This is a genomic window from Leisingera thetidis (assembly GCF_025857195.1).
GTDB lineage: Bacteria > Pseudomonadota > Alphaproteobacteria > Rhodobacterales > Rhodobacteraceae > Leisingera > Leisingera thetidis.
In genome coordinates this window covers 257,861-284,309 of record NZ_CP109788.1, presented here as the reverse complement: position 1 = coordinate 284,309, position 26,449 = coordinate 257,861, and the positions used below count along the sequence as shown (strand labels likewise).

The window sequence follows — 26,449 nt, the reverse complement described above, 5'->3', positions numbered from 1 at the left end:
CGATTTTTCATGGCCGTTCCGCTTCAAAGAACGTTCCACTGGAACCTTTTTTGAAGCTTCACTCCTTGCAGAAAAACGGCGGGCGCGGGGCGAATTCTTTGCTGGCCTTCAAAGCTGCATTTCCCATATTGGAATGAAGCCCTTTCATCCGAGCCACCAGCCAGGAACCGCAGATGTCCCGCCGCCACTACAACCTGCCGCCGCTCACCACCCTGGCCGCATTTGAGGCCGCCGCCCGGCATCTGAGCTTCAAGAACGCCGCGCAGGAGCTGTCCGTCACCCCCGGCGCCGTCAGCCATCAGGTCAAGGCGCTGGAAGCAGAGCTGCAGGTGCCGCTGTTCCAGCGCAAGCACCGCGGCGTGGAGCTGACGGAGGAGGGCGAGGCGCTGTTTGAAACCTTGGCCTCGTCCTTTTCCAAGATATCCCTCAGCCTCAAGACCATCCGCGACCGCCAGACCGGCGACACCGTGACCATCGGCTCCACCTCCGCCGTCGCCTCGCTGTGGCTGTCGCCTTCGGTGGTGCGGTTCTGGCGGCAGCATCCGGATGTGAACGTCAATCAGATCGTCAACGACCGACCGCTGCGCAGCATGCCGGATGTGGATTTCTACATCCGCTACGGGCGTGAGCGGGACACAAAGCTGGAACAGACCGAGCTCTACCGCGACCATTTGGTGCCGGTCGGCAATGCGGAGCTGGCAGAGCGCCTGACCGGCTGTGCGCTGGAGGAACTGGCGCAGCAGCGGCTCTTGCATCTGGACTCCGATGACAAGAGCTGGACCACCTGGGCCGACTGGTTCCAGCAGCTGGGATACGGCGGCCCCATCGCGCCGGGCGTGCGGGTCAACAACTATGCGGTGGCGCTGCAGGCCGCACAGGACGGCGTCGGGCTGGTGCTGGGCTGGCAGCGGCTCTTGAACCCGCTGCTGGCGGCGGGCCAGCTGGTGCCGATCGGCCCGCATGTGCTGGCCGCCCCGCACGGGTTCCACCTGGTGGGCCGTCCCGACGCGGAACTGTCGGAATCCGCCCGATTTCTTCGCAATTGGGTGATTGACGAGGTGAGCCGAAGTTCGGGTGAATCCAGCTAAGGCCAGCGCGAAGTTTTCTGATATTGAGTGAATCTGCTCTCTCCCCTCAATGGTGCACAACGCGCACATCTTTTCCCAGGTTTGGAGAGACCCAGATGAACAAGCATGACACGCTTGCCCCGGTGATGGCTCCGGTCAACGTGGCCAACGGCCTGCCGAACGCCCATTACATCGATCCCGCCGTCTTTGCCGAAGAGAAACGCTCGGTGCTGTTCAAGAATTGGTCCGGCATCGGCTTTGGCAAGGATGTGCCGGAGCCGGGCTATGCCAAGCCTGTCGATTTCCTCGGCATGCCGCTGCTGATCGTGCGCGACACCGATGGCGCCGTCGGTGTGTTTCAGAACACCTGCCGCCACCGCGGCATGATCCTGGTCGAAAAACCCGGCAAGATCCGCGGCGCCATCCGCTGCCCGTATCACAGCTGGTGCTATGGCTTGAACGGCCGCCTGGTCTCCACCCCGCATGTGGGCGGCCCCGGCAACAACAAGCATGAGGACATCAAGCTGGACGAGCTGGGCCTGGTGCGCATCCGCTCCTACGTCTGGCGCGACGTGATCTTTGTCAACGTCGACGGCACCGCGCCGGAGTTCGAGGACGCCCACGCGGGCCTCTTGGAGCGCTGGAAGGAATTCGAAACCCCGGTCTTTCACGGCGGCGAAGACTCCGGCTTCACACTGGAAGTGAAAACCAACTGGAAACTGGCGGTCGAGAACTACTGCGAGAGCTACCACCTGCCGTGGGTGCATCCGGGGCTGAACAGCTATTCCCGGCTGGAAGACCACTACAACATCGAAGTGCCGGGGCATTATTCCGGCCAGGGCACCCTGGTCTACCGCCAGATGAAGGGCGAGGACGGCACGGTGTTCCCGGATTTCGAAGGCCTCAGCAGCAAGTGGGACGAAGGCGGCGAATATGTGGCCGTCTACCCGAACGTGCTGCTGGGCGTGCAGCGCGACCATGCTTTCGCGATCATTCTGGAGCCGGTTGATACCGAAAACACCGTCGAGCACATCGAGCTCTACTATGCGAAGTCCAACGAGGACACGCCGGAGCTGGAAAACCTGCGCACCGAGAACGCGAAGCTGTGGAAGACCGTTTTTGAGGAAGACGTCTTTGTCGTCGAGGGCATGCAGAAGGGCCGCCACGGTGAGCTGTTCGACGGCGGGCGCTTCTCTCCTGCAATGGACGGGCCGACCCATAACTTCCACGCTTGGGTGGCCGATCAGGTGACCAAGGGCCGCGCGGCATGAGTTCTTTCCTGAACGACGGGCTGGCCAGGAATTTCCTGGCCGGTGCCTGGGCCGAGGGCGACGGCGGTGCACGCATGGCCGTCGAGGACCCGGGCAACGGCAGCCATGTGGCGGACTGCGCGCTGGCGGGCGAGGAGAGCCTGGCCCGCGCGCTGGAGGCGGCACGGGCAAGTTTCGAGCGCGGCGACCTGGCCGCCATGAAGCCCGCCAAGCGCGGCCAGCTGATGCAGCGCATCGCGGCTGAGATCCGGGGCATCGCCGACGAGGGCGCAGACTTGCTGTGCCGGGAAAGCGGCAAGAGCCTGAGCGCTGCGCATGATGAATTCGAAGAGGCCGCGCAGTATTTCGAATATTATGGCGGCATGGCCGACAAGATCGAAGGCAAGTCGATCCCGCTTGGCCCCGATTACGCTGACTTTACGGTCTATGAGCCCTACGGTGTCTCCGCCCAGATCGTGCCGTGGAACTTCCCGGTGTCGATCGCGGCGCGGTCGCTGGCGCCTGCGATGGCGGCGGGCAATTCGGTGATCATCAAATCGCCGGAACTGGATCCGATGGCGCTGGCGATGCTGGGTGTGGCGCTTGAGCGCGCTGAAGTCCCGGCGGGGGCGGTCTCGATCCTGAACGGTATCGGCGCGGAACTGGGTGCGCGGCTGGTGGAAAGCCCCGCGGTGGATCAGATTGTCTTCACCGGCTCGGTCCCGACCGGCCAAGCGATCCTGCGTGCGGCGGCCAGCCCGGTGACGCCGGCGCTGATGGAGCTCGGCGGCAAATCCGCCGCGGTGGCGTTCGAGGACGCCAATCTCGACACGCTGATGTCCAGCTTGCAAAGCGGCATCTTCTACAACGCCGGTCAGGTCTGCTCCGCCATGTCGCGGGTGCTGGTGCACCGGTCGATCTATGACGAGGCGGTGGAACGCGCCGCGGCGCTGGCAAACGGCCTCAGCGTCGGCCACGGGCTGGAAAACCCCGGCCTGACCCCGGTGATCTCGGCCCGCCAGCTCGACGGCGTTGAGACCCTGACCGCCACTGCCCGCCAAAGCGGCGCGCGCGCGGCGTCCGGCGGTGCCCGGCTGGAGCGCGAGGGCTACTTCATGGCGCCGACTATTCTGGCGGACGTGGACCCTAGCAGCCGCGTGGCGCAGGAGGAGATATTCGGCCCTGTCACCTGCTTCACGCCCTTCGACACCGAAGCCGAGGCCATCGCCATGGCCAACGGCACCGAGTTCGGGCTGGTGGCCGGCGTCTTTACCCGCGATCTGGCGCGGGCGCACCGTGTGGCAAACCGTCTGCGCGCAGGCCAGGTGTTTGTGAACGAATGGTTTGCGGGCGGTATTTCCACACCGTTCGGGGGTGTCGGCAAATCCGGCTTTGGCCGTGAAAAGGGACTGGAGGCGCTCTATAACTATGTGCGCACCAAGAACATCGCGATCTCGCTGAAGGGCTGAGGAATGGAGCGCGCAGAACTCGACCACGCGCTGCTGCAGGCGCATGAGGACAAGGACAGCGCGGCGCTGGTCCGGCTCTATACGCTGGCCGGTGACCGGGCAGAGGCGGCAGGCGATATCAACGCCGCCTGTTTCTACCTAACCCATGCCTTTGTCTTTGCGCTGGAGGCCGGGCTGCCGGAAACCAGGGAGCTCAACCGCCGGCTGGCGGAGCGGGGCCGGGCGCATCCGCTGGAGCCCTGACACAGTTTCAGGCGGCTGTCCCCGCGGGGACAGCGGTCTGTTTGGCCGGCAGGGGAGGGCCGGCCAAAGAATTTCATAGAAGGGAGGCATGGGCATGATCCCCAGCAAAATGGCGGCGGTCCTGCTGACCGGCCACGGCGGCATCGAGAAGCTGGAGTATCGCACCGATGTGCCGGTGCCGCAGCCCGGCCCCGGCGAAGTGCTGATCCGCGTCGCGGCGGCGGGCATCAACAACACCGACATCAACACCCGCATCGGCTGGTATTCCAAGACGGTGGATGCGGACACCGGCAGCGGCGGCGCAACCGGCTTTGACAGCGTCAATGATGATGACGCCAGCTGGTCCGGCAAGCCGCTGGAATTCCCGCGCATCCAGGGCGCCGATGCCTGCGGCCGCATCGCGGCCGTGGGGGAGGGGGTCGACCCCGCCCGCATTGGCGAACGGGTTCTGGTGCGCAACATGCTGCGTACCTATGTGGACTACCGCCCCTATGAGTGCTGGACCTTCGGCAGCGAATGCGATGGCGGCTTTGCCCAGTTCGCAGTGGCGCCGGCGCGTGAGACCCATGCGGTGCACTGCGATTGGTCGGATGCGGAGCTGGCCTCGATCCCCTGCGCCTATTCGACGGCAGAGAACATGCTGCACCGGGTCGGGCTGGGTGCCGAGACCGTGCTGATCTCAGGCGCGTCCGGCGGGGTTGGCTCTGCCGCCGTGCAGCTGGCCAAGCGCCGCGGTGCGACGGTGATTGCGCTGTCCTCCGCCGCCAAGGCGGACGAGGTGCTGGCGCTTGGTGCCGACTGCGTTGTCGACCGCAACGCCGATCTGCGCGCGGAACTGGGCGAGGGCAGCATCGACGTGGTGATCGATCTGGTTGCCGGCGAGCAATGGCCCGCTTTTATGGACGTTTTACGAAGGGGCGGCCGCTACGCCACCGCAGGCGCCATCGCCGGGCCGATCAGCGAGATCGACGTGCGCACGCTGTATCTCAAGGATCTGACCCTGATGGGCTGCACCTTTCAGGAGGATGAGGTGTTCGCCAATCTGATCTCCTACATCGAAGCCGGGGACATCCGCCCGCTGGTGGCCAAAACCTATCCGCTGAGCGGGATTGCCGCTGCGCAGGAGGACTTCCTGAGCAAGAAACACACCGGCAAGCTGGTGCTGATGATCCCGGAGGTCACCGCGTGAAGATCAGGAAGATAGAACTGTACCAGCTGGACCTGCCCTATTCCGGCGGCACCTACATGCTGTCGGGCGGGCGGGAGTACCGCAGCTTTGATGCGTCCTTTGTGCGGATCGAGACCGACACCGGGCTGGAGGGCTGGGGCGAGAGCACGCCGTTCGGCGCCACCTATATCGCGTCGCACGCCCTTGGGGCGCGGGCCGGGATTGCCGAGATTGCGCCGTATCTCTTGGGCCGTGATCCGCGGCAGATGGACCGCATCAATGACGCGATGGACGAGGCGCTGCTGGGCCACAACCACGCCAAATCCGCAATTGACCTGGCCTGCTGGGATCTGTTCGGCAAATCGGTGAACCTGCCGGTCTGCGAGTTGCTGGGAGGCTCCACCGGAAAGCGCCTGCCGGTGATCTCTTCGATCTATGCAGGCAGTCCCGAGGACATGTGCGCCCGCGTCGCGCGGCACCGCCAGATGGGCTATCTGGGCCATTCGGTGAAAATCGGCGCGCTGGATGCCGAGGGCGGCCCGGCGCTGGACGCCGAGCGCATCCGCGCGTCCTTGGCCGACCGGCAGCCGGGGGAGTTCTTTCTGGTCGACGCCAATGGCGGGCTGACGCCGGAAGCCGCGCTGCGGATGCTGCGGATGTTGCCCGAGGGGCTGGATTTCGTGCTGGAGGCGCCTTGCCGCACATGGCGCGAGACCATGTCGCTGCGCAAGCGCTGCACCGTGCCGATCATTCTGGATGAGCTGGTGCAGCAGGATGAGGACGTCGCGCTGATGCTGGCGGAGGACGTGGCGGACGGTATCGGCCTCAAGATCTCCAAGGCGGGCGGGCTGACCCACGGGCGGCGGCACCGGGACATGTGCCTGGCCGCGGGCGCGACCGTGAGTGTGCAGGATACCGTCGGCTCGGTGGTGGCGTTCTCGGCCATTGCGCATCTGGGTGCCACGGTGCCGGAACGGTCCCTGCGCTGCATTCTGGACTGCCGCGATATGGTGACGCTGACAACGGCCGCATTCGACGCGCCGGTCCGGGACGGCGGCGTGCTGGTGCCGGATGCGCCGGGGCTGGGGATCACTGTCGACCGCGATCTGATGGGCGCCCCGCAATTGGTCTGGGACGCCTGACAGGCCCGGCAGGCGCGGTCATCGGCGCCTGCTACCGGCCCGCGGCGGGGCTGCGCGGTGCCTTCAGTTGTTCCTTGAGGCTCATCGGGGCGGCCGGCGGCTTATCGAAATTCAGCCCCTCCTCCAGATGGCGCAGGTGCTGGTCTGCCAGCTGGACCAGCGCATCCGTGTTGCCTGCTTCCAGCGCATCGACGATCCGGTCGTGCTCATCTTCGGCGCAGGAGGAGCTTCCGGTGGGCGAATAGAGCCCCAGAATGAGCGTGCTGCGCATGGTCAGCTCTGACAGGAAACGCTCCAGCACCAGATTGCCGGCGATCTGCGCAATCCGCATGTGAAACTGCCGCGACGCGCGCAGCTCGGCCGGCTTGTCGGCGGCTTTATGCGCGGCGGCTTCCTCCAGAATATTGTCCCGCAGAAAGGCGATGTCCTCCGCCGACGCCCGGCCCGCGGCATGGCGGGCGATGGTGCGCTCGATCGCGCGGCGGGCCTGGAAGATGTCGCGCGCCTCCTTGGGGGAGGGGGTGATCACAAAGGCGCCGCGGTTGGGACGCAGCTCCACCACCTGCTGCGCCGCCAGCGAGGCCAGCGCCCGGCGCACATTGGCACGGTTGCAGGAAAACAGATCGCTCAGCGCCTGTTCGCCCAGCTTGGTTCCGGCCGGCAGGCGCTGTTCCGCAATCGCGTCGAGAATCGCGTTCACGATCAGATCTTCGGGTGAATCCTTCATCGGACCTAAAAAAGTTTTTCCTGCATCGCCGCAACTTAAGGAGCGGAGGGGCGCTTTGCAATGGCTTGCCGGAACCCTTAGGATTGACGTGTTATCAAAAATTGTTAACAATAAATGGTAACAAAGGAGGAGCGCATGAAAATCCTGGTCGTCAATCCCAACTCGACCGAGTCGATGACAACAAAGATCGTGGAGGCCGCGCAGGCCGCCGCCAGCCCCGGCGTCACCATTCTGGGCGCAACCGCGGCCGGGGCGCCGGCCAGCATCGAAGGGCATTTCGATGAGGCGATGTCGCTGCCGGGTCTGCTGGCGCAGGTCGCAGCCGCCGAGGAGCAGGGCGTCGACGGCATCGTCGTGGCCTGTTTCGACGATCCCGGCATCGGCGCCTGCCGCGAGCTGGCCAGCGGTCCGGTGCTGGGCATCTGCGAAGCGGCGGTGAAAGCGGCCAGCATGCTGTCGACCTCGTTTTCGGTGGTGACCACGCTGCCGCGGTCGGTGCCGGTGATCGAGCATCTGATCCACGGCTATGGCCTCAGCCATCAGTGCCGCCGAGTGCGCTCGGCCGCGATCCCGGTGCTGGCGCTGGAAGAGGAAGGCTCCGGCGCGCGGGAGAAGGTGCGCGCCGAGATCCTGCGCGCCATCGAGGAAGATCATTGCGAGGCCGTGGTTCTGGGCTGTGCCGGCATGGCCGATCTCACTGCATGGCTCAGCGAGGAGACCGGCATTCCGGTCATCGACGGGGTCAGCGTAGCCACGCGGATGATCGAGGCGCTGGCAGGCAGCGGCCTGAAGACCAGCAAGATCGGCGCCTATGCGCGCCCGAACCGGAAATAATGGTATCGTCAGGGAGGAAGACAATGACCATGAATGCGGAAATGGAAGCCGTCGCCGAAGGCGGCATTGAGGATCACAGCGGCAAGGGGGTAGGCGAAGAGAGCCTGGCGCCGCAGGAAACCCGGATCATGGATCCGTGGTCCTATCTGTTTGCCTGGCTGGGCGGCTGCGTGTCGATCGGCACCTTCACCATCGGCTCCGGCCTGGTGGGCACGCTGAACCTGCTGCAGACCTTTGTCGCCATCGCCATCGGCTGCACCGTGATCGGCGCGGCGCTGATGATCAACGGCCAGGCGGGCCACAAGTACGGCATCCCCTTCATGGTGCAGGCGCGATCGGCCTTCGGCTTTGCCGGCACCCGGCTGCCGGCGCTGGTGCGCTCGGTGCCGGCCATCGTCTGGTTCGGCTTCCAGAGCTGGATCGGGGCAGGGGCGCTGAACCTGGTTTCGGAGACGATGTTCGGATATGACAACATCGTGGTGTTCTTCATCGGCTTCCAGCTGCTGCAGATCGGCCTGTCGGTGCTGGGATTCCATGGCATCAAGTGGCTGGAGAACATCGGCTCCGTCTTCATCATCGGCTCGCTCGTCTACATGTTCTTCAGCGTGATCAGCAAATACGGCGAGGAAATCTCGGCCAATCTGGTCAATGTCGAAGGCACCTGGGGGGCACCGTTCTGGGGCGCGACCATGTTGTTCCTGGGCATCTACAGCACCATGATGCTGAACGTGTCGGACTATTCGCGCGAGCTGCGCCGCAATGTCGGCCCGGTCCGCCAGGTGGCGATCTATGCCAACTCGATCCTGCCCGCGACCCTGTTCATGGGGCTGATCGGCCTGATGGTGTCCGGTGCAACGGGCGAGGTGGATCCGATCAAGGTGTTCTCCAGCGCCGTCGACAACAAGCCGCTGCTGATCATCACCCTGCTGTTCATCGCCTTTGCCCAAGTGACCACCAACATCCTGAACAATGTGGTGCCGCCGGCCTATGCGCTGATGGACATCTTCAAGATCAAGTTCAAGACCTCGGCCGTGATCGTCGGCCTGCTGGCCTTTGCCACCTTCCCCTGGGAGCTGGTGAAGGATGAATCCGCCGCCGGTCTCAGCCTGTTCATCCAGACCTATTCCGCCTTCCTGGGCCCGATCTTTGCGATCCTGGTGGTGGATTATTTCGTGCTGCGCAAGCAGACGCTGGATCTGGACAAGCTCTATGACGAGAACGGCCCCTATCAGGGCGTCAACTGGGCGGCGGTGATTGCCATGGGTCTGGGTGTCGCGGCGGCGCTGATCTTCTCAGGGGTTTCCTGGTACGCCAGCCTGCTGCCTGCCGGTGTGTCCTATTACCTGCTGATGCAGTACCTGCCGGCCGCGAAGCGGTTCATGGACTGACCGCCACGAAACCCTCTTCGGGAGCCCCGCCTCAGGCGGGGCTCTTTTGCTGTTGGACGGCGAATCAATGATCCGGATCAGAGGCAGGTTTTGCAGCTTGCCGTTTCCGGCTGCGGTTTCTGACGCATTGGCGGCCCCCGGATGCGGCATTCTGGCGTAGAAGCCGTGTCCGCGGGGGAATTTTGGCGGGGTTGCCGGGGGGCGGCCTTGCCATTCGGCGGCAAATTTGATTCGAGTGCGCGCGGCAAGCAAGGCCGTGCCCGGCTGACCAAGAGTCAAAAGCGACGGCAGGCAGCGTTTTCTTTGTCACTGCCGCCGGAAACAGATAAGAACCGCCACGGGAATCGGCCTCGGAAGGACGTAGCGCAAATATGAAAACATTTAACTTGAGGAAGGGGCTGGACCTGCCGGTGACAGGCGCGCCTGAGCAGGTCATTCACCCCGGTCCCGCCATATCTTCGGTGGCCGTGCTTGGCCCCGACTATCTGGGCCTGAAACCCCGCATGCTGGTGCAGGAAGGCGAGGAGGTCCAGCGCGGAACTCCGCTGTTCTGCCACAAGGATGCCGAAGACGCGGTGATGGTCGCCCCCATGACCGGCAAGGTCGTGGCGATCCACCGCGGCGCCCGCCGGGTGCTGCAAAGCGTGGTGATCGCGGTGTCGGATGCCGGGGACAAGGGCCGCGATTTCTCCGCCACCGGCAATGCCGAGACTGCCGAGGGGCTGACCGAGAAGCTGTGCGCCGCGGGCCTGTGGACGTCGTTCCGCACCCGTCCCTATTCCAAACTGCCGGTGCCGGGCAGCAAGCCCGAAGCGATTTTCGTGACCGCGATGGACAGCGAGCCGCTGGCTGCCGATGCCGCGGTGATCATCAATGACGCGGCTGAGGCGTTCGAGGCCGGCCTTAAGGCGCTGACGCTGCTGACCGATGGCACCACCTTCCTGTGCCAGAAGGCAGGCGACAGCATTCCGGGCACTGGTCTTGCCGGCGTGGAGGCTGCGGCTTTTGACGGGCCGCACCCGTCGGGCTTGGCCGGCACCCATATCCACTTCCTGCATCCGGTCCGCGCTGACGATCGGGTCTGGACGATCTCCTATCAGGACGTGATCGCCATCGGCCGCCTGCTGATGACCGGCCATCTGGACCCCAGTGTCGTGGTTGCACTGGCGGGTCCCGCTGCGCGCTCCCCCCGTCTGGTCCGCACCGTCATGGGCGCCTCCACCGATGAGCTGACCCGCGGCGAGATCGCCTCGGACGGTCCGGTGCGGGTGATCTCCGGCTCGATCCTGTCGGGCCGCCAGGCGGCGGGCCCGCTGGCGTACCTCGGCCGGTTTGCCCGCCAGGTCGCCATCATCGAGGAAGACCGCAAGCAGATCCCGCTGGGCTGGATCCGCCCGATGGGCGGCAAATACGCTGTGCAGCCGGTGCTCGGCTCGGCGCTCAGCCGCAAGCTGTTCAGCCTGACCAGCAATCTCAACGGCGGCCGCCGGGCGATGGTGCCCACCGGCACCTTCGAGACGCTGATGCCGCAGGACTACCTGCCGACGCAGCTGCTGCGCGCGCTGCTGGTGATGGACACCGATACCGCACAGGCGCTGGGGGCGCTGGAGCTCGATGAAGAGGACATGGGCCTCGTCGGCTTTGCCTGCCCGGCCAAATATGAATACGGGCAAGCGCTGCGCGACTGCCTGGCCAAGATTGAAAAGGAGGGCTGAGCCGGATGGGATTGCGCAGCTTCTTTGACAGGATCGAGCCGCATTTCGAGAAGGGGGGCAAGTACGAAAAGCTCTTCCCCGTCTACGAGATGGTGGAGTCCTTCCTTTATACCCCGAAAACCGTCACCTCGGTGGCGCCGCATGCCCGTTCATATGTCGATATGAAACGGATCATGACCTATGTGGTGATTGCCACCATCCCCTGCATCCTGTGGGGCATGTGGAACACCGGCTATCAGGCGAACTCGGCAATTGCCGCGCTGGGGGCCGATGCGGCAACTGGCTGGCGGATTGCCCTGCTGCAGATGTTCGGCATCTCGCTGGATGCGGCCAACCCGATGGCCAACATCGCCCACGGGCTCCTGTATTTCCTGCCGATCTACATCGTGACGCTGGTTGCGGGCGGCATCTTTGAAGTCATTTTTGCCACCGTGCGCGGCCATGAGGTGAACGAGGGCTTCCTGGTCACCTCGATGCTGTATGCCCTGATCCTGCCGGCCTCGGCGCCGCTGTGGCAGGTCGCGCTTGGCATCATCTTCGGCGTGGTGATCGGCAAGGAAGTCTTTGGCGGCACCGGCAAGAACTTCCTGAACCCGGCGCTGACCGGCCGTGCGTTCCTGTATTTCGCCTATCCCGCCAACATGTCGGGCGACAGCGTCTGGACCCCGGTGGACGGCTTCTCCGGCGCCACCGCGCTGGGGGTCTCTGCCGCTGACGGCGTGCAGGCGCTGGCCGCCAAGGGCATCGATTGGTCGGATGCGTTCTTTGGCACCATCCAGGGCAGCTTTGGCGAGACCTCGACGCTGGCCTGCGCCATTGGCCTTGCCTTCCTGCTGTTCACCAAGATTGCCAACTGGCGCCTGATCGCGGGCTGCCTGGGCGGCATGGTTGCCTTTTCGCTGCTGCTGAATTTGATCGGCTCCGACACCAACCCGATGTTTGCGATGCCGTGGTACTGGCACCTGGTGCTGGGCGGTTATGCCTTCGGCCTGGTGTTCATGGTGACCGAGCCGGTTTCGGCCAGCCACACCAATGCCGGCCGCTACATCTATGGCGCGCTGATCGGGGTGATGGCGGTGCTGATCCGGGTGCTGAACCCGGCCTTCCCCGAAGGCATGATGCTGGCGATCCTGTTCGGCAACGTCTTTGCCCCGCTGATCGACTACTTCGTCGTGCAGGCCAACATCAAACGGAGGGCGCGCCGCCATGGCTGATACCCAAAGCAAGGGCCTGATCGGCCGCTTCCTCGCCGCATCGCCGGATTCGGTCGGCAAGACCGTGTTCATCGCCGTCGCTGTCTGTCTGGTGGCCTCGATGATCGTGTCCTCCGCCGCGGTGTCCCTGCGCCCGGTGCAGGAAACCAACCGCAAACGCGACAAGCAGCTGAACGTGCTGCAGGTGGCAGGGCTCTACGAGCCGGGCATCAATGTTGCCGAAGCCTTTGCCGCGTTCGAGCCGCAGGTGCTGGATCTGGAGACCGGTGAATTCACCGATCAGTTCGACGCCGCCAGCTTTGACGATCTGGCCGCGGCGCAGGATCCGGAGCTGAGCCGCGCGCTGGACAATGACCCGGCAGGCATCGGCCGCCAGTCGCGCTACAAGACCGTGTATCTGCTGCGCGACGAAAACGGCGGCCTGGACAAGGTGATCCTGCCGGTCCACGGCTATGGCCTGTGGTCGACCCTTTACGGCTTCATCGCGGTGGAGGAGAACGGCAACGACATCTTTGGCCTGCAGTTCTATCAGCACGGCGAAACCCCCGGCCTGGGCGCCGAGGTGGACAACCCGCGCTGGAAGGCGCTGTGGCAGGGCAAGAAGCTGCATGACGACAGCGGCGCGCTGCGGATCAGCGTTGCCAAGTCCCAGGGCCCGGCCGGGCCGGAGCACCACATCGACGCGCTGGCCGGTGCGACGCTGACTTCGGTCGGCGTGGACAACCTGGTGAAATTCTGGATGGGCGAGGAAGGCTACGCACCCTTCCTGGATGCCCTGCAAGCGGGAGACATCTGAGATGGCCCAGACCAAGAAAGACATGCTGGTCGACCCGCTGGTCGACAACAACCCGATCACCCTGCAGGTGCTGGGCATCTGTTCGGCACTGGCGGTGACCTCCTCGCTGCAGGTGGCGTTTGTGATGACCCTGGCGGTGACCTTTGTGACCGCGTTCTCGTCGATGTTCATCTCGATCCTGAGGAACCAGATTCCGGGCTCGATCCGGATCATCGTGCAGATGGTGATCATCGCTTCGCTGGTGATCCTGGTGGATCAGGTGCTGAAAGCCTATGCCTTTGAAATCTCGAAAACCCTGTCGGTCTTCGTCGGCCTGATCATCACCAACTGCATCGTGATGGGCCGCGCCGAGGCGTTTGCCATGAAGAACCCGCCGGTTGCCTCCTTCATCGACGGCATCGGCAACGGTCTGGGCTACGGCCTGATCCTGATGCTGGTCGGTGTGATCCGCGAGCTGTTCGGTTCCGGCTCGCTGTTCGGCATCACCATCCTGGAGACCGTGAACAACGGCGGCTGGTACGTCCCGAACGGCCTGCTGCTGCTGCCGCCCTCGGCGTTCTTCGTGATCGGCCTTCTGATCTGGGGCTTCCGCACCTGGAAACCGAACCAGGTGGAAGAGCGTGAATACAAAATCCAATCCGTGGAGGCGCACTGATGGAAGGGCTGATTTCCCTGGCCGTTAAGGCCGTCTTTGTCGAAAACCTGGCGCTGTCCTTTTTCCTGGGCATGTGCACCTTCATCGCGGTGTCCAAGAAGATTTCCACAGCACTTGGTCTGGGGATTTCGGTGATGCTGGTGCAGGCCATTACGGTTCCTGCCAACAACCTGCTGCTGACCTACCTGCTGAAACCGGGCGCGCTGGCCTGGGCGGGCTTCCCGGATGTGGATCTGACCTTTCTCGGCCTGATCTCCTATATCGGGGTGATCGCGGCAATGGTGCAGATCCTGGAGATGATCCTCGATAAGTATTTCCCGCCGCTTTACAACGCGCTGGGGATCTTCCTGCCGCTGATCACGGTGAACTGCGCGATCCTGGGCGGCTCACTGTTCATGGTGGAACGCGACTACAACTTTGCCGAGGCGGCGACCTACGGCCTCTCCTCCGGCTTCGGCTGGGCGCTGGCGATCACCGCTATGGCGGGCGTGCGCGAGAAGCTGAAATATTCCGACGTGCCGGACGGTCTGCAGGGCTTGGGCATCACCTTTATCACCGCGGGTCTGATGGCGATGGCCTTCATGTCCTTCAGCGGCGTCAAACTGTAAGGAGAGCGCGGAAACATGGAAACTTTCACGCTCGGCGTTGCCCTGTTCACCGTGATCGTGCTGGCGCTGGTGACCATCATCCTGGTCGCCCGCTCCCGCCTGGTCTCGACCGGCAATGTCAACATCACCATCAATGGTGAAAAAACCATCTCGGTGCCGGCTGGCGGCAAGCTGCTGCAAACGCTGGCAGCGGAAAAACTGTTCGTTCCCTCTGCTTGCGGCGGCGGCGGGACTTGTGCCCAGTGCCGGGTCAAGGTGCATTCCGGCGGCGGGTCGATCCTGCCGACTGAGGAAAGCCATATCACCAAGCGCGAAGCGTCCTGCGGCGACCGGCTGTCCTGTCAGGTGGCGGTCAAGCAGGACATGGAAGTCGAGGTCCCGGAAGAAGTCTTCGGGGTCAAGAAATGGCGCTGCAAGGTGCGCTCCAACGACAACGTGGCGACCTTCATCAAGGCGCTGGTGCTGGAACTGCCCGAAGGCGAGGATGTGAATTTCCGCGCCGGCGGCTACATCCAGATCGAGGCGCCCGCCCACCAGCTGTCCTATACCGATTTCGACATCCAGGAGGAGTACCGCGAGGACTGGGATCGCTTCAACCTGTGGCAGTACAAATCCCAGGTGGCTGAACCGGTCGAGCGCGCCTATTCGATGGCGAACTACCCGGACGAGAAGGGCATCATCATGCTGAACGTCCGCGTTGCCTCGCCGCCGCCGGGGTCGGAGGGTATCCCTGCCGGTCAGATGTCGTCCTACATCTTCAATCTGAAACCGGGGGACGAAGTCACCATCTCGGGTCCGTTCGGCGAATTCTTTGCCCGCGACACCCAGAAGGAAATGGTGTTCATCGGCGGCGGTGCCGGCATGGCGCCGATGCGCAGCCACATCTTCGACCAGCTGAAGCGGCTGGAGAACCGCGACCGCAAAATCAGCTTCTGGTATGGCGCGCGCTCGAAGAAGGAGATGTTCTTTGTCGAGGATTTCGACCAGCTGGCCGAGGAGTTCGACAACTTCGAATGGCACGTCGCCCTGTCCGACGCCCAGCCCGAGGACGACTGGAAAGGCTACACCGGCTTTATCCACAACGTTCTGTTCGAGGAATACCTCAAGAACCACCCGGCGCCGGAAGACTGCGAATTCTACATGTGCGGACCGCCGATCATGAACCAGTCGGTGATCAACATGCTGCTGGATCTGGGTGTGGACCGCGAGGACATCATGCTCGACGATTTCGGCGGCTGAGCCGGAGCAGCAAGCCAAAAGCAAAGCCCCGGATGGAACCATCCGGGGCTTTCTTGATTTCTGCGCGCCGGTTTTCAAGGATCGCCTCAAATACGCTCTGCAGCCCATGCCGCCCGGAGCGGCCTGCAATGCCCTGTGCAATCAAGTACAGCCGGATCCGGTGATTGCCGCGGGGCGGCGCGCAACCGACCTGGAGCGGCAGTTCGGCACATTCACGGCAAGACCGCCTTGATCGGGGTGGAAGCCGCCGACGCCGAGGATGGTGGCGCCGAGGCCTTTGGCCTTACGCGCCTTGGCAACGGCGGGGCGGTGCTCCAGCCCGGCGCAGAGGCGTTGCAGGCTGGGGTTTGTCCTGCGGCAACCCATTTGCTCAAGCCTGCTCTGTCTATCCGCAGACTTGGTGCTTCTGGCCGGTTGCGCCTGCGCAAGCCCCCTTTTTGAAGGGCCTGCGCAGGATCCCGGACTTGTCCCAGCTGCCGCGCTAGGCTTCGGCTTCCTGGGCCCGCTCATAGGTGCCCGCGCTGAGGCGCAAGCCGTCTTCCAGCACCGAAGCCAGTGCGCCAATGCAGACAAGCAAGCCGGAGATTGGCACAATCGCAATGGCGTATTTTTTCGGCATGTAATTCGGCTTGAACACGAATTGGCCGTCTTCCCAGGCGAAGTACCACATTTCCCAGTATTTGCCGCCCATCGTGGAGACCGCTTCCAGCCCGTATACGATCATCACGATGCCTAACCCGCCGATAACCAGCGTCCAGAACTGCTGGACCGCGAAGGCAACACCCAGAGGCAGCCAGGAGTAGATCAGGTCAAGGGCGATGTGGTCCTTGTCGCGGACAGTCAGCGCCAGGGCCAGAAACACCAGCCAGATATTGCTGAGCACTGTAAGAAGATCGCCCCACACCGGCGGGTTCTCAAAGACATAGCGCATGATGACCGAGTAGACGGTGAAGGCCGCCATGAGGAACAACAGCACAGAGCAAAGGGCTGTCAGGGTCCTGCTCACGGCGGTGTCGATAAACTTGATGATCCCGATCATCTGCTAGATCTCCCGAAATGGACGGATGCTGCCGTCAATCCGCAACAGGGCGGAGAGAGGCGTGTCATACCCGGCATCAGTTCACAAAGCCCAATGCCCGGGGCAGATACATCGTGAAGCCGGGTACGATGATCAGAATGAACAACAGGGCGAAGAGCGCAGCGAGATAAGGCAGCATCGCAACCGCCACCTTTTCCAGGCGTACCTTCGCAATTGCGCCAGCGGTGAAGAAGGCCACGCCAACCGGCGGTGTGACCGAGCCGATCAAGAAGCCGACAACCACGACCAGCGCGGCCTGCACGTCGGCATACCCCGCCTTCACCATGACATCGACCAGCACCGGACCGACGACAATGATATTGGCGGCTGAGTCCATGACCATGCCCAGCAGGAAGATGAACAGCACCAGCACCAGCGCAAACACCAGCGGATTGTAGGTGTAGCTGAGCAGCCATTGCTCCAGATCGCTGATCGCTCCCAGCGACGTCAGGAGCCAGCTGAACGGCCCGGATGCAGCAATGATGATGAACACCATGGCGGAATTCCGGAAGGCCCGGACAAAAGCGCCTTTGCAATTGTCCCACTTGATGGTGCGATACACAAAAAGCCCGACGACCAAAGCGATGGTGGCCGTCAGCGCGCCTGCTTCCACAACGCCGGCGATGCCGAACACAACCGACCCTACCAGCACGGCCGGTATCAACAGCGCGAAAGAAGACTTGTAGCCCACAATTGCGATTGCCTTGAGGTTGAACGGCTCGTCGCTGCGTTCGAAGTTGTTGCGCTTGGCTATGATGTGGTTGATTGCCATCAGAAGGCCGCCGATCATGATCCCCGGCACGATACCGCCCGCAAACAGCGCCCCCACGGAAATGCCGCCGGCATTCGCCAGAACGATCATCATGATCGAAGGCGGGATGATCCCGCCGATGGTGGAGCTGACCGCTGTAATCGCGGCGGCAAAGGCCGATGGGTAGCCCGCTCGCTTCATTGCAGGCACCAGCAGCGAGCCGACGGTGGCGGTGTCAGCGACCACCGAGCCGTTCATGCCGGCAAAGAACATGCTCACCAGCACATTTGCCTGGGCCATGCTGCCGCGCATGCGGCCGATCAGGCGGCGGCTCAGTTCCACCAGCCTGTCGGTGATGGTGGCACTGGTCATCAATTCCCCGGTCAGCATGAAGAACGGAATGGCAGTCAGCGGCACCGAGTCGATTGCGCTGAACATCTGACTGGGGATCAGGATCATCGGCGCTGCATCGGTGACCAGAATGTAGACCACCGGGATCAGGATCAGCGTGAAGCCGACTGGTGCCCCCAACATGATCAGCAGCACGAGAATTATGAGAAGTATGACGCTTTCCATGAGGGCAAAGTCCTATTGCAGTCAGCGGGGTTCTAAAGACAGGAACGTCTGGCGCGGAGAACAGGCTCCGCGCCATATCTTGCTGCGGGAGGCTAACCGCCCGTCACAGCGCACCCGCTTCTTTGAGCTGAGCGATGAAGTCCGTCATTCCTTGCTCTTCGAGCACGCGGACCGCGGTTTCCGGATCGAAGGTGCCCTTGGCATTTATCCAGGCCCCGATCGCACCTGCGCGCCACTCGGCCAGCTCTTCTTCGGTCGGCACATACCACTCCTCCACCGAAGCCTTGATGGCGTCTTCGCCAGCGGCAACCCATTCGCGGTCAAGTTCCCGCACCCGCTCGCCAAAGGCATCCGCCGCCGTATGCAGCCATTCCCGTTCCTGGTCGCTGAGCGCATCATACTGGCGCTTGTCCATGGACAGCTGGTTGCCCGACCAGGATCCGCCAATCTGAGTATAGTATTTTGCAACCTCATGAAGTTTGGCGATTTCCTGCCATGGTGTTGCGACGTACTGGCCGGAAACGACGCCGGTCTGCAGACCTTGGTAGAGCTGTGTCCAGTCGTAGGGCACCGGCACCGCCCCCCAGTTCTTGATCAGGGTATATTCGATGGGGCTTTTGGTTACGCGCCATTTGATGCCTTCCATGTCCGACGGAACATGCACCGGGCGCATAGCGTTTCCAAGCTGGCGGAAGCCGCCGCTGGAATAAACTGTCAGGCAGACATGGCCTGCTTCTTCGGCCGCGATCTCGCATTGTTTTTCGGCAAGCCATTCCGAGGAGACGCGGTCCGCGTCTTCGATGCTTTTGAAGATGTAAGGCAGGTCGAAGATGGACAGCGCGGTTCCGAAGTTTCCGAAGTTCGCGGTGGAGCTTGTCCAAAGCTGCAGCAACCCCTGGTTGGCCTGCTCACCGCAGGTCTGCTCGCCGCACAGAGAGCCCCGGTAGTGCGGCTCAACCCGCATCTGGCCGCCGGACACCTCTTCCAGCGCCGGCATGAGCGCCTGTTCGATGGCATCGCCGATCGGCATGCCCAGCCGGCCGACTGTACCGAGTTTCAGCACTGTTTCAGCGGCGGCAGACTGCGCAAACATCGCGACGAGCGACGCTGCGCACAGGGCCTTTCCTATGGACCGGATATTCATTGGTTTCTCCTCCTATTGGCATCTTCTTGCTCGCTCCGATCATCCTGTCTGGCCTGAGGCATTCAAAGTGACAGATCGGCTGAAAGGAGGGGACAGATGGTATTGAGCCTGAAACGAGGAGGGGAATTCGGGTACCATGCTGCACGACAAATGCAGCTGGAACAGGGAGCAAACAGTTGGGATCAACCGCGCCACGCTTCATGAAGCTATCTGGGAATTCGAACCTCAGCCTGCGTGATCAGATCTGCGAATCTGTCAGCGCCGCGATAACCTCGCAGTCACTGGCATTGGACCGCCCGCTGCCGTCCTGCCGGGAACTTGCAGACCAACTGGGTGTGTCGCGCAACACCGTTTTTGCCGCATACAACCGGCTGGTGGACTTGGAGCTTCTGGTGTCGCGCGACCGCTCCGGATACTTTGTCAGCCCCAGTGCTGCGGCGCTCCAAACAGCGGAAGCCGGCGCGGCGAAAGACGATGAACGCGATGTTCCATGCCCGGTTGGCTTTCAGGCCAATGATTTGATGCCGGTGGTGAATCCGCTGGATTGGAATGCCTTTCCCTATCCCTTTATCTATAACCAGATTGATCCCAACCTGTTCCCGGTTGACGGGTGGCGGGAATGCACGCGGCAGGTTCTGGGCCGCAAGCACATGCCGGCGTGGGCCAGCGATTCCGTTGAAAGTGACAGTCCCCATTTGGTGCAGCAATTGCGCCAGAGGCTGCTGAACACCCGCGGCATCTATGCCGAAGAAGATGAAATTCTGATCACTCTCGGTTCGCAGAATGCGCTGTTCATCCTGGGGACAATCTTTGCGCAGAACCGGAAGCCTATAGCATTGGAGGATCCCGGATTTTTCGGCGCCCGGAATGCTTTCCGGCTGTCGGGAAACGAATTGGTTGGGGCTCCAATCGATGATCAGGGTTTGACACCCTCGGCAATACCAACGGGCTGCAAACTGGTGTTCACCACGCCGAGCCACCAGTTTCCGACCATGGTGACAATGAGCCAGTCCAGGCGGGAAGAGCTGATCGATGCGGCCGTAAAGAAGGACTTCCTGATCATCGAGGACGACTACGAAGCCGAGATGAACTATGTCGCCAAGTCGTCACCATCGCTGCGGTCCCTCGATCACAACGGCCGTGTTATTTACGTTGGCAGCTTGTCAAAGACAGTTTCGCCGGGCATCCGATTGGGCTTCATTGTTGCCCATCGCGACATTATCCGGGAAGCACGCGTCGCCCGCGGCGTGATGATGCGTCACCCCCCGACGATCGTTCAGGAGATTGTCGCGCTGTTCTTTCAGCTTGGCCATTATGACGCCCATCTGCGCAACATCGAGCGCCGCTACAAGAAGCGCTGGCATGCAATGAACTTGGCGCTGACGAAACACCTTGGAATGCTGGAGCATACAAAATCCGAAGGCGGCACGTCCTTCTGGCTTTCCGGTCCCGAGGGGTTCGATGGTTCAGAATTGGCGCGGCGCCTCAAAACCAAGGGCGTGCTGGTGGATCGCGGCCAGGACTATTATCTGAACCAGAATGACAGCAGAAGCTTCCGCCTTGGTTTTGCTTACGTTCCGGTCTCAAAAATGGATGCGGGGCTGCAATTGATAGCTGATGAAGTGCAGTCGATGATCTGAGCCGCCGCTGACTTGCCACGGCTGTTCTGCACCCATTTCTGTTCAGCTTCATCTTCCATTGCGGGCCTGTCTCCTGTTTGAGGCAGGCCCCGCGGCCGCATGCGCACCAACCGTGCATGCCTAGCGCTGCGATTCCAACTGTCCCTTCGAAAGCCTGCACCTGTCTCTCGTTCCGGGCGGTCGTTTCCAGTTACCTGTCTGCGAGGATGCCCGGCCGGATGGCTTTGGAGCATCGCCATTCAACCCGAGGATTTGGTCCATTGAAAGATCGCATGCTTTCCAACCCGCAGGTCTCCCCTTTCACTTTCCATGTTCCGGATGAAACGCTGGCGTTCATTCGCGACCGGGTTGCCAATTTCCCCTGGCACGAGATGCCGGATGACGGCGGCTGGGGCTATGGCACCAATATGGGCTACCTCAAGGAGCTTTGCGCGTATTGGGTTGATGGTTTCGACTGGCGCGCGCAAGAGGCGGGGATCAACAGCTTTTCGCATTTCAAGGCGCCGGTGGACGGCATCGATATGCACTTCGTCTATGAACAGGGCAGCGGGCCGGACCCTATGCCGTTGATGATCAGCCACGGCTGGCCGGGATCGGTGGCGGAGTTCTTCGATCTGATCGAACCTTTGGCCCATCCTGAGCGCTTTGGCGGCACTGTCGAAGACGCCTTTACCGTTGTTGCCCCCTCGCTTCCCGGCTTCGGCTTTTCCGGGCGCCCGCCCCGTCCCTATGGTCCCCGAAAGATGGCAGGTGTGATCAATTCGCTGATGACCGGCACGCTTGGTTTCGACCGTTACCTGGCCCAGGGCGGCGACTGGGGCGGCGCGATCTGTTCCTGGCTGGGCTATGAGCATGCCCCGGCGTGCTCTGCGATCCACATCAATGTGCTGACGATGCGCCATCCGGACGGGCCGCAAACCCCGGAAGAGAAGGCCTGGGAAGCGCAGTTCGATCACGATCAGATCATGCAGAACGGCTATCGTACCCAGCAGGCCACCCGGCCGCAGACCCTGAGCTACGCAATGATGGACAGCCCTGTGGGCATTGCCGCCTGGCTGGTCGAAAAGTTCCATTCCTGGTCGGACGTGAAGAACGACGACATCGAAGCGGTCCATTCGAAGGATGAACTGCTGACCAATATCATGATCTACATCACCACCCGGACCTTCAATTCCGCCTCGTGGATCTACTACGGCAGGCGTGAGGAAGGCGGACGTGTTCTTTCGCCCGAAGGAAAGCGGGTCGAAGTCCCCACCGGCTGCGCGGTGTTCCCGGCCGAAATGCTGAACTGGCCGCCCAGATCCTATGCCGACCGCATCTACAACATCCAGCATTGGACCGAGATGCCGCGCGGCGGGCATTTCGCGGCGATGGAAGAGCCGGAACTGCTGCTGCAAGACATTCGCAAATTCGCGCGCATTTTGCGCCGCTGAGACAACGGAGTTTCATGATGACCCTCTCTTATGCTGACTTTCAGGCAATTGCCGGCAAGTTGAAACCGAATGGCCAGGCCTTCATCGACGGGCAGTTCTGCGATGCCGCCGACGGCGGCAAGTTTGAAACCTCCAACCCGGCAACAGGTGAGGTGCTGGCAACCGTTGCCCATTGCAAATCCGCCGATGTTGACCGGGCGGTGGCGGCAGCGCGCCGCGTATTCAATGCGGGCACCTGGTCGCGGGCCGAACCCGAGCACCGCAAAGAGGTGCTGCTGAAGATTGCGGCGCTGGTGAGGGAAAACGCCAATGAACTGGCGGTTCTGGAAAGCTTGGACACGGGCAAGACAATCACCGACTGCCTGCACGAGATAGGGGCCGAGGTTCCAAATTTCTTCCAATGGTATGCAGAGCTGGCCGACAAAACCTTTGGCAAGATCGCCCCCACCGGGCCAAGCGCGCTGGCGCTTGTGGTGAAGGAACCGGCGGGTATTGCCGGCGCGGTCCTGCCGTGGAACTTCCCCTTGGTCATGGCCGCCTGGAAAATTGCCCCTGCGCTGGCCGTCGGCTGCTCTGCGGTGATCAAACCGGCGGAGCAGACACCGCTGACGGCACTGCGCCTGGCCGAACTGATCCGGGAAGCAGGCGTGCCCGACGGCGTTCTGAACGTCGTCCCGGGATACGGCCATACAGCGGGCAAGGCGATCGGGCTCCACAATGATATCGACACGGTTTCCTTCACCGGCTCCACCGAGGTCGGCCGGATGTTCATGCGGTATTCGGGCGACAGCAACCTCAAGGGCGTCGGGCTGGAGATGGGCGGCAAGAGCCCGTTCATCGTGCTGGACGACGCGGCCATCGACGACGATCTGATTGAGCATGCAGCCATGTCGGCCTTCTGGAATGGCGGCCAGAACTGCTCGGCCAACATGCGCCAGCTGATCGCAGCGCCGCTGGTCGAGGAATTCACCGCGCGCGTCTGCGAACGGGTCAGGGCGTTCAAACTGGGCGATCCGCTGGATCCTGGCACGGACATCGGTTCGATGATCAGCATGGATCATAAGGCGATGGTTATGGATTATATCCGCAGCGGTGAGGACGAGGGCGCCACGAAACTGATGGGCGGCAACAGCGATCTGCCTGGGCACTTTATCGAACCTGCGGTTTTCCAGAACGTCACACCCGGTATGAAAATCGCGCGGGAAGAGATCTTTGGCCCGGTGCTCGGGATCATGCCGGTTCAGTCCGCCGAAGAAGCTTTGGCGATTGCCTGCGATACAGACTACGGCCTGCATGCCACCGTCTTCACCCGCGACATAGACCGGGCAATTCACATGGCCCGATCGCTGCCGTGCGGCACCGTGTCGGTCAATGGCTTCTCGGAAGGCGATATCAAGACGCCGTTCGGCGGATACAAACAGTCCGGTTCCCTGGCCCGCGACAACGGAACCGAGGCACTGGCGCAATACATGCAGACAAAAACGATCTGGATCAGCACCTGACCAGAACAGGCGGCTGCGTTGCTTGCGGCCGCCAGCACTGTGGCCCGCCAGGCCAGTTGCAGGCTGGTCGGATGGCCTGTGATTTCGCGGCTGTTCCTCCCCGTCATCCACCCACTCGCTTTTGCTCTCCTACAGCGCGGCGCGGCTTTCAGAAGGGTTCGATCAATGCAGGCTAAATCTGTTTCGGAATTTTCCCCCCTCCAGCTGAAAGGCTTCCTTCGCACGCATGGCCGCGGCTTTCTGGTCTCGGCCATCGTGGCCGCTGCCGCGCAGTTCCTATCGGACCACTACGGGGCTCCGGCCATGCTGATGGCGCTGCTCTTAGGCATAGCATTCCACTTTCTGGCCGAAGAAGGTGCCTGCAAGCCGGGCATAGACTTCACGGCCCGCACCGTGCTGAGGTTCGGTATTGCCATGCTTGGCGCGCGCATCAGCGCCGAACTCATGATTGGTCTCGGGCCCAGGCTTATCGCCGTGGTCGCCGCCGGCGTTATCCTGACCATCATTGCGGGGCTGATCGGTGCCCGCCTGCTCGGGCGCGGCTGGCGCTTTGGTCTTTTGACCGGTGGATCAGTGGCGATCTGCGGAGCATCTGCTGCGATGGCGATTTCGGCGGTTCTGCCCAGAAACGAACAGTCCGAACGCAACCTGATCTTTACTGTGCTTTCAGTCACAGTGCTGTCTACCTTGGCGATGATCGTCTACCCGCTTCTCACCGCCCTGTTTAACTTCGATGACACAGCAGCAGGCGTGTTTCTGGGCGGTACCATTCATGATGTGGCCCAGGTCGTCGGTGCGGGTTTTTCCGTTTCGGATCAAACCGGCGAAGTGGCAACCCTGGTGAAACTGATCCGCGTATCCATGCTTGCGCCGGTCGTCCTGATCATTTCCCTGGCTATCAGGCACTACGCGGCCCCGCAGGTTTCCGAGGAAAAGCGCCCGCCGGTCCTGCCCATGTTTGTTGTCAGCTTTTTGATTTTCGCTGCGTTGAATTCATTTGATTTGATACCGCCGCAGGTCATTGCGGCAATGTCGGATCTTTCCCGTTGGGCGTTGCTTGTTTCCATCGCTGCAGTGGGCATGAAAACTTCGCTCAAACGCATTTTCGAAGTGGGCGGTCAAGCGGTTGTGCTGATCGTTGCAGAGACTGTTTTAATTGCGCTTTGGGTCCTGATCGGCGTCACACTGATCAACCACTGATCGGCGAGGGAATATTATAGATGCATCGTAAATCCGTCCCGGATTTCGCTCTATCGAGAACAAATCAGAGACCGCACGGTCAAATGCCGGCCGTCGGCACACCCCGGACATTGGCCGTTTTAACATCTGTGCGTAATACCTGAATGGCAGAGTTTTCTCCTGCCAGGCGGCGAGACCTTGTCAGCGGAGCAGCGGTTCTGTGCGCTGCTTGCGCGCGCAGCAGGCTTTACACCGCGATCTGGACTGAGCTCCAGAAATAGGACCACAAGTGGTGCGGCCTCCGCGCTAAGGGGCTGCATCGTTCTGCCGCAAAGATCTGCGCAGGGTCACACAGCCGGTGAGTGTCGCGCAAAGGGGCTATCTGCTGCGCCCTGGGCAATTGGCCGGCCCACTGTCATGACCGCCACGGGAAGTCCGCCACGGGCCAAACGGCAGCTGGCGGACATGCTCAAAGGATGGCCGGTGGCGGTCTGGCGGTCAGCAACAGGGCCGCCAAACAAAAAAAGGCACCTGCGCTCTTGCGTTCAGCGTTTCGGCTGAAAATCGAAGACCGGGACAAAACTTGCCGGCGCCAGGGTCTGGTCCAGCAGGTCCGCCGCGACCGTGCCGCTGTCGAATATCCTGATGGCAGGCCCGGCATGTTTGACAAGCAGGCTGCCTTCGATCGCACGCACTGCCATTTCAACCGCCAGCCGCCCCTGAAGCACGGGAAAATCCGAGGGTGCCGCAACGATGCGATCGCGCAGGACCCCGCGGTAGACCGCATGGGTCATGTAGTCTGACACAACCTGAACCTGCTGCTGCTTGCCGCGGGCGCGCAGCACCGACACTGCGGCCTCGGCAGAGGGAGCAGATCCGGCGATGTATTCCAGGTCAGGCACCTCATCCAGCGCCTCCTCGACCAGCCGCACCTGGATCTCGCGCCCGGTATCGCCGTATTTGGTCACTGCAATCACCGCAGAACTCTCCGCCAGGGCGGCACGGAATCCTTCATCCACAAAAGCCACCCAACCCGCTTCTGCCGGCCCGGGAAACCAAGCGACCTTGACTGGCGGCGCCCCCTTGGGGTGACGCGCGGCAATGATCCTCCCCGCTTCGGCGCCCATTTCCGTCCAGGACACGCCCACCTTGGCGGTGACCCCTGCATCGGCGATGTCATTTACCGCAGCAATCACCGGGACAGAGGCTGAAATACGTTCGACCGTGCTGGTCAGGCCCGCAAAGGATACGGTGCCGAGGATCAGGGCATCAGCACCGGCAGCAACACATTCCTCGGCCTGCTGAATTTGCCGCTGGAGGTTGGGATAGCCGCCAGCCTCGACAAGCTTGAAGGACACCCCCAGCCGGGTGGCTTCCGCCACCATCCCGTAATTGACGCTCAGCCAGTAGGCATCCTTCATGTGCGGATAGGCGACACACAGCCGCCAGGCCTGCGCCGCCTGCTCAAGCGGTGCATAGTCCATCGCCTCAAGCCCGCTGCCGTAGTCAAAGGCGGTTTTCGGCACCTGCACGCGCCACGTGTCTGCAGCTGCCAGCGTATGAAAAAACGTGAAGAGCATTAGCCACAAAACGCGCATGAGGTCCCCTTTTCCAGGCTCGGAGGATAGGCA

24 protein-coding genes are annotated in these 26,449 nt (G+C 62.3%); 18 read left to right on the top strand and 6 right to left on the bottom strand.

Features of this window, described 5'->3' with window-relative positions:
- Positions 1–173 precede the first annotated feature (173 nt).
- From OKQ63_RS22365 to OKQ63_RS22340, 6 genes are all read left to right on the top strand, one after another.
- Positions 174–1,088, top strand: coding sequence for a LysR substrate-binding domain-containing protein (locus tag OKQ63_RS22365; RefSeq protein WP_264214055.1), 915 nt, complete (start codon positions 174–176; stop codon positions 1,086–1,088).
- 95 nt (positions 1,089–1,183) lie between these two features.
- Positions 1,184–2,338 carry an aromatic ring-hydroxylating oxygenase subunit alpha gene (locus OKQ63_RS22360; RefSeq protein ID WP_264214054.1) on the top strand — a complete coding sequence of 385 codons (1,155 nt, stop codon included), beginning with the start codon at positions 1,184–1,186 and terminating at the stop codon, positions 2,336–2,338.
- Positions 2,335–3,786, top strand: a complete 1,452-nt coding sequence (locus tag OKQ63_RS22355) for an aldehyde dehydrogenase family protein (protein WP_264214053.1) — start codon at positions 2,335–2,337, stop codon at positions 3,784–3,786. The genes OKQ63_RS22360 and OKQ63_RS22355 overlap by 4 nt, the downstream gene beginning before the upstream one ends.
- A 3-nt stretch (positions 3,787–3,789) precedes the next feature.
- The gene (locus OKQ63_RS22350; protein WP_264214052.1) at positions 3,790–4,029 is read left to right on the top strand and encodes a hypothetical protein; all 240 of its coding nucleotides are present in this window, start codon (positions 3,790–3,792) and stop codon (positions 4,027–4,029) included.
- A gap of 94 nt (positions 4,030–4,123) precedes the next feature.
- Positions 4,124–5,218 (top strand): alcohol dehydrogenase family protein, encoded by a 1,095-nt coding sequence (locus tag OKQ63_RS22345; protein WP_264214051.1) that lies wholly within the window; start codon positions 4,124–4,126, stop codon positions 5,216–5,218.
- Positions 5,215–6,339: a mandelate racemase/muconate lactonizing enzyme family protein gene (locus OKQ63_RS22340; protein WP_264214050.1), complete on the top strand. Its 1,125-nt coding sequence runs from the start codon at positions 5,215–5,217 to the stop codon at positions 6,337–6,339. Before OKQ63_RS22345 ends, OKQ63_RS22340 begins: the two co-directional genes overlap by 4 nt.
- A gap of 31 nt (positions 6,340–6,370) precedes the next feature.
- On the opposite strand, the gene OKQ63_RS22335 is transcribed toward OKQ63_RS22340, so the two are convergent.
- Complete coding sequence (locus OKQ63_RS22335; protein ID WP_264214049.1) at positions 6,371–7,066, bottom strand: GntR family transcriptional regulator; 696 nt, start codon at positions 7,064–7,066, stop codon at positions 6,371–6,373.
- A 135-nt stretch (positions 7,067–7,201) separates the two neighbouring features.
- On the opposite strand from OKQ63_RS22335, the gene OKQ63_RS22330 reads away from it, so the two are divergent.
- The 8 genes from OKQ63_RS22330 to nqrF all read left to right on the top strand — a co-directional run bounded on the left by OKQ63_RS22330 (position 7,202) and on the right by nqrF (position 15,515).
- Complete coding sequence (locus OKQ63_RS22330; protein WP_264214048.1) at positions 7,202–7,900, top strand: aspartate/glutamate racemase family protein; 699 nt, start codon at positions 7,202–7,204, stop codon at positions 7,898–7,900.
- 23 nt (positions 7,901–7,923) lie between these two features.
- Positions 7,924–9,288 carry an NCS1 family transporter gene (locus OKQ63_RS22325; RefSeq protein WP_434086066.1) on the top strand — a complete coding sequence of 455 codons (1,365 nt, stop codon included), beginning with the start codon at positions 7,924–7,926 and terminating at the stop codon, positions 9,286–9,288.
- 371 nt (positions 9,289–9,659) lie between these two features.
- Positions 9,660–11,003, top strand: a complete 1,344-nt coding sequence (locus OKQ63_RS22320) for a Na(+)-translocating NADH-quinone reductase subunit A (RefSeq protein ID WP_264214047.1) — start codon at positions 9,660–9,662, stop codon at positions 11,001–11,003.
- A gap of 5 nt (positions 11,004–11,008) precedes the next feature.
- Positions 11,009–12,217 (top strand): NADH:ubiquinone reductase (Na(+)-transporting) subunit B, encoded by a 1,209-nt coding sequence (locus OKQ63_RS22315; protein WP_264214046.1) that lies wholly within the window; start codon positions 11,009–11,011, stop codon positions 12,215–12,217.
- Positions 12,210–13,013 carry a Na(+)-translocating NADH-quinone reductase subunit C gene (locus OKQ63_RS22310; RefSeq protein WP_264214045.1) on the top strand — a complete coding sequence of 268 codons (804 nt, stop codon included), beginning with the start codon at positions 12,210–12,212 and terminating at the stop codon, positions 13,011–13,013. The genes OKQ63_RS22315 and OKQ63_RS22310 overlap by 8 nt, the downstream gene beginning before the upstream one ends.
- 1 nt (position 13,014) lies before the next feature.
- Positions 13,015–13,668 (top strand): NADH:ubiquinone reductase (Na(+)-transporting) subunit D, encoded by a 654-nt coding sequence (locus OKQ63_RS22305; RefSeq protein ID WP_264214044.1) that lies wholly within the window; start codon positions 13,015–13,017, stop codon positions 13,666–13,668.
- Positions 13,668–14,276 (top strand): NADH:ubiquinone reductase (Na(+)-transporting) subunit E, encoded by a 609-nt coding sequence (gene nqrE / locus OKQ63_RS22300; RefSeq protein ID WP_264214043.1) that lies wholly within the window; start codon positions 13,668–13,670, stop codon positions 14,274–14,276. Before OKQ63_RS22305 ends, nqrE begins: the two co-directional genes overlap by 1 nt.
- Positions 14,277–14,291: 15 nt before the next feature.
- On the top strand, positions 14,292–15,515 hold the full coding sequence (nqrF, locus tag OKQ63_RS22295) for an NADH:ubiquinone reductase (Na(+)-transporting) subunit F (RefSeq protein WP_264214042.1): 1,224 nt from the start codon (positions 14,292–14,294) through the stop codon (positions 15,513–15,515).
- 141 nt (positions 15,516–15,656) lie between these two features.
- Here nqrF and OKQ63_RS26255 read toward each other — a convergent pair whose 3' ends face one another.
- The 4 genes from OKQ63_RS26255 to OKQ63_RS22275 all read right to left on the bottom strand — a co-directional run bounded on the left by OKQ63_RS26255 (position 15,657) and on the right by OKQ63_RS22275 (position 19,064).
- Positions 15,657–15,881: a hypothetical protein gene (locus OKQ63_RS26255; protein WP_434086065.1), complete on the bottom strand. Its 225-nt coding sequence runs from the start codon at positions 15,879–15,881 to the stop codon at positions 15,657–15,659.
- Positions 15,882–15,996: 115 nt separating this feature from the next.
- Positions 15,997–16,554, bottom strand: coding sequence for a TRAP transporter small permease (locus tag OKQ63_RS22285; RefSeq protein ID WP_264214041.1), 558 nt, complete (start codon positions 16,552–16,554; stop codon positions 15,997–15,999).
- Between the two features lie 76 nt (positions 16,555–16,630).
- Positions 16,631–17,920: a TRAP transporter large permease gene (locus tag OKQ63_RS22280; RefSeq protein ID WP_264214040.1), complete on the bottom strand. Its 1,290-nt coding sequence runs from the start codon at positions 17,918–17,920 to the stop codon at positions 16,631–16,633.
- A gap of 103 nt (positions 17,921–18,023) precedes the next feature.
- On the bottom strand, positions 18,024–19,064 hold the full coding sequence (locus OKQ63_RS22275; protein ID WP_264214039.1) for a TRAP transporter substrate-binding protein: 1,041 nt from the start codon (positions 19,062–19,064) through the stop codon (positions 18,024–18,026).
- A gap of 176 nt (positions 19,065–19,240) precedes the next feature.
- Here OKQ63_RS22275 and pdxR point away from each other — a divergent pair, with 176 nt between their 5' ends.
- The 4 genes from pdxR to OKQ63_RS22255 all read left to right on the top strand — a co-directional run bounded on the left by pdxR (position 19,241) and on the right by OKQ63_RS22255 (position 24,839).
- Positions 19,241–20,704, top strand: a complete 1,464-nt coding sequence (gene pdxR, locus OKQ63_RS22270) for a MocR-like pyridoxine biosynthesis transcription factor PdxR (protein ID WP_264214038.1) — start codon at positions 19,241–19,243, stop codon at positions 20,702–20,704.
- Positions 20,705–20,976: 272 nt separating this feature from the next.
- Entirely contained in the window at positions 20,977–22,137 is a 1,161-nt protein-coding gene (locus tag OKQ63_RS22265; RefSeq protein ID WP_264214268.1) for an epoxide hydrolase family protein, read from the top strand.
- A gap of 17 nt (positions 22,138–22,154) precedes the next feature.
- Positions 22,155–23,639, top strand: a complete 1,485-nt coding sequence (locus OKQ63_RS22260) for an aldehyde dehydrogenase (protein WP_264214037.1) — start codon at positions 22,155–22,157, stop codon at positions 23,637–23,639.
- A 165-nt stretch (positions 23,640–23,804) separates the two neighbouring features.
- Entirely contained in the window at positions 23,805–24,839 is a 1,035-nt protein-coding gene (locus OKQ63_RS22255) for a YeiH family protein (RefSeq protein ID WP_264214036.1), read from the top strand.
- 524 nt (positions 24,840–25,363) lie between these two features.
- Here OKQ63_RS22255 and torT read toward each other — a convergent pair.
- Complete coding sequence (gene torT / locus OKQ63_RS22250; protein ID WP_264214035.1) at positions 25,364–26,416, bottom strand: TMAO reductase system periplasmic protein TorT; 1,053 nt, start codon at positions 26,414–26,416, stop codon at positions 25,364–25,366.
- Between the last annotated feature and the right edge of the window lie 33 nt (positions 26,417–26,449).

What these genes read in the sequence shown, in the direction of transcription:
- OKQ63_RS22350 (WP_264214052.1), top strand. Translation starts at nt 3,790, where the DNA reads ATGGAGCGCGCAGAACTCGACCACGCGCTGCTGCAGGCGCATGAGGAC.
- OKQ63_RS22355 (WP_264214053.1), top strand. Translation starts at nt 2,335, where the DNA reads ATGAGTTCTTTCCTGAACGACGGGCTGGCCAGGAATTTCCTGGCCGGT.
- OKQ63_RS22265 (WP_264214268.1), top strand. Translation starts at nt 20,977, where the DNA reads ATGCTTTCCAACCCGCAGGTCTCCCCTTTCACTTTCCATGTTCCGGAT.
- OKQ63_RS22330 (WP_264214048.1), top strand. Translation starts at nt 7,202, where the DNA reads ATGAAAATCCTGGTCGTCAATCCCAACTCGACCGAGTCGATGACAACA.
- OKQ63_RS22310 (WP_264214045.1), top strand. Translation starts at nt 12,210, where the DNA reads ATGGCTGATACCCAAAGCAAGGGCCTGATCGGCCGCTTCCTCGCCGCA.
- OKQ63_RS22320 (WP_264214047.1), top strand. Translation starts at nt 9,660, where the DNA reads ATGAAAACATTTAACTTGAGGAAGGGGCTGGACCTGCCGGTGACAGGC.
- OKQ63_RS22360 (WP_264214054.1), top strand. Translation starts at nt 1,184, where the DNA reads ATGAACAAGCATGACACGCTTGCCCCGGTGATGGCTCCGGTCAACGTG.
- OKQ63_RS22275 (WP_264214039.1), bottom strand. Translation starts at nt 19,064, where the DNA reads ATGAATATCCGGTCCATAGGAAAGGCCCTGTGCGCAGCGTCGCTCGTC.
- OKQ63_RS22280 (WP_264214040.1), bottom strand. Translation starts at nt 17,920, where the DNA reads ATGGAAAGCGTCATACTTCTCATAATTCTCGTGCTGCTGATCATGTTG.
- OKQ63_RS22285 (WP_264214041.1), bottom strand. Translation starts at nt 16,554, where the DNA reads ATGATCGGGATCATCAAGTTTATCGACACCGCCGTGAGCAGGACCCTG.
- OKQ63_RS22335 (WP_264214049.1), bottom strand. Translation starts at nt 7,066, where the DNA reads ATGAAGGATTCACCCGAAGATCTGATCGTGAACGCGATTCTCGACGCG.
- OKQ63_RS26255 (WP_434086065.1), bottom strand. Translation starts at nt 15,881, where the DNA reads ATGGGTTGCCGCAGGACAAACCCCAGCCTGCAACGCCTCTGCGCCGGG.
- OKQ63_RS22325 (WP_434086066.1), top strand. Translation starts at nt 7,924, where the DNA reads ATGACCATGAATGCGGAAATGGAAGCCGTCGCCGAAGGCGGCATTGAG.
- nqrF (WP_264214042.1), top strand. Translation starts at nt 14,292, where the DNA reads ATGGAAACTTTCACGCTCGGCGTTGCCCTGTTCACCGTGATCGTGCTG.
- OKQ63_RS22305 (WP_264214044.1), top strand. Translation starts at nt 13,015, where the DNA reads ATGGCCCAGACCAAGAAAGACATGCTGGTCGACCCGCTGGTCGACAAC.
- nqrE (WP_264214043.1), top strand. Translation starts at nt 13,668, where the DNA reads ATGGAAGGGCTGATTTCCCTGGCCGTTAAGGCCGTCTTTGTCGAAAAC.
- OKQ63_RS22365 (WP_264214055.1), top strand. Translation starts at nt 174, where the DNA reads ATGTCCCGCCGCCACTACAACCTGCCGCCGCTCACCACCCTGGCCGCA.
- OKQ63_RS22315 (WP_264214046.1), top strand. Translation starts at nt 11,009, where the DNA reads ATGGGATTGCGCAGCTTCTTTGACAGGATCGAGCCGCATTTCGAGAAG.
- OKQ63_RS22345 (WP_264214051.1), top strand. Translation starts at nt 4,124, where the DNA reads ATGATCCCCAGCAAAATGGCGGCGGTCCTGCTGACCGGCCACGGCGGC.
- torT (WP_264214035.1), bottom strand. Translation starts at nt 26,416, where the DNA reads ATGCGCGTTTTGTGGCTAATGCTCTTCACGTTTTTTCATACGCTGGCA.
- OKQ63_RS22260 (WP_264214037.1), top strand. Translation starts at nt 22,155, where the DNA reads ATGACCCTCTCTTATGCTGACTTTCAGGCAATTGCCGGCAAGTTGAAA.
- OKQ63_RS22255 (WP_264214036.1), top strand. Translation starts at nt 23,805, where the DNA reads ATGCAGGCTAAATCTGTTTCGGAATTTTCCCCCCTCCAGCTGAAAGGC.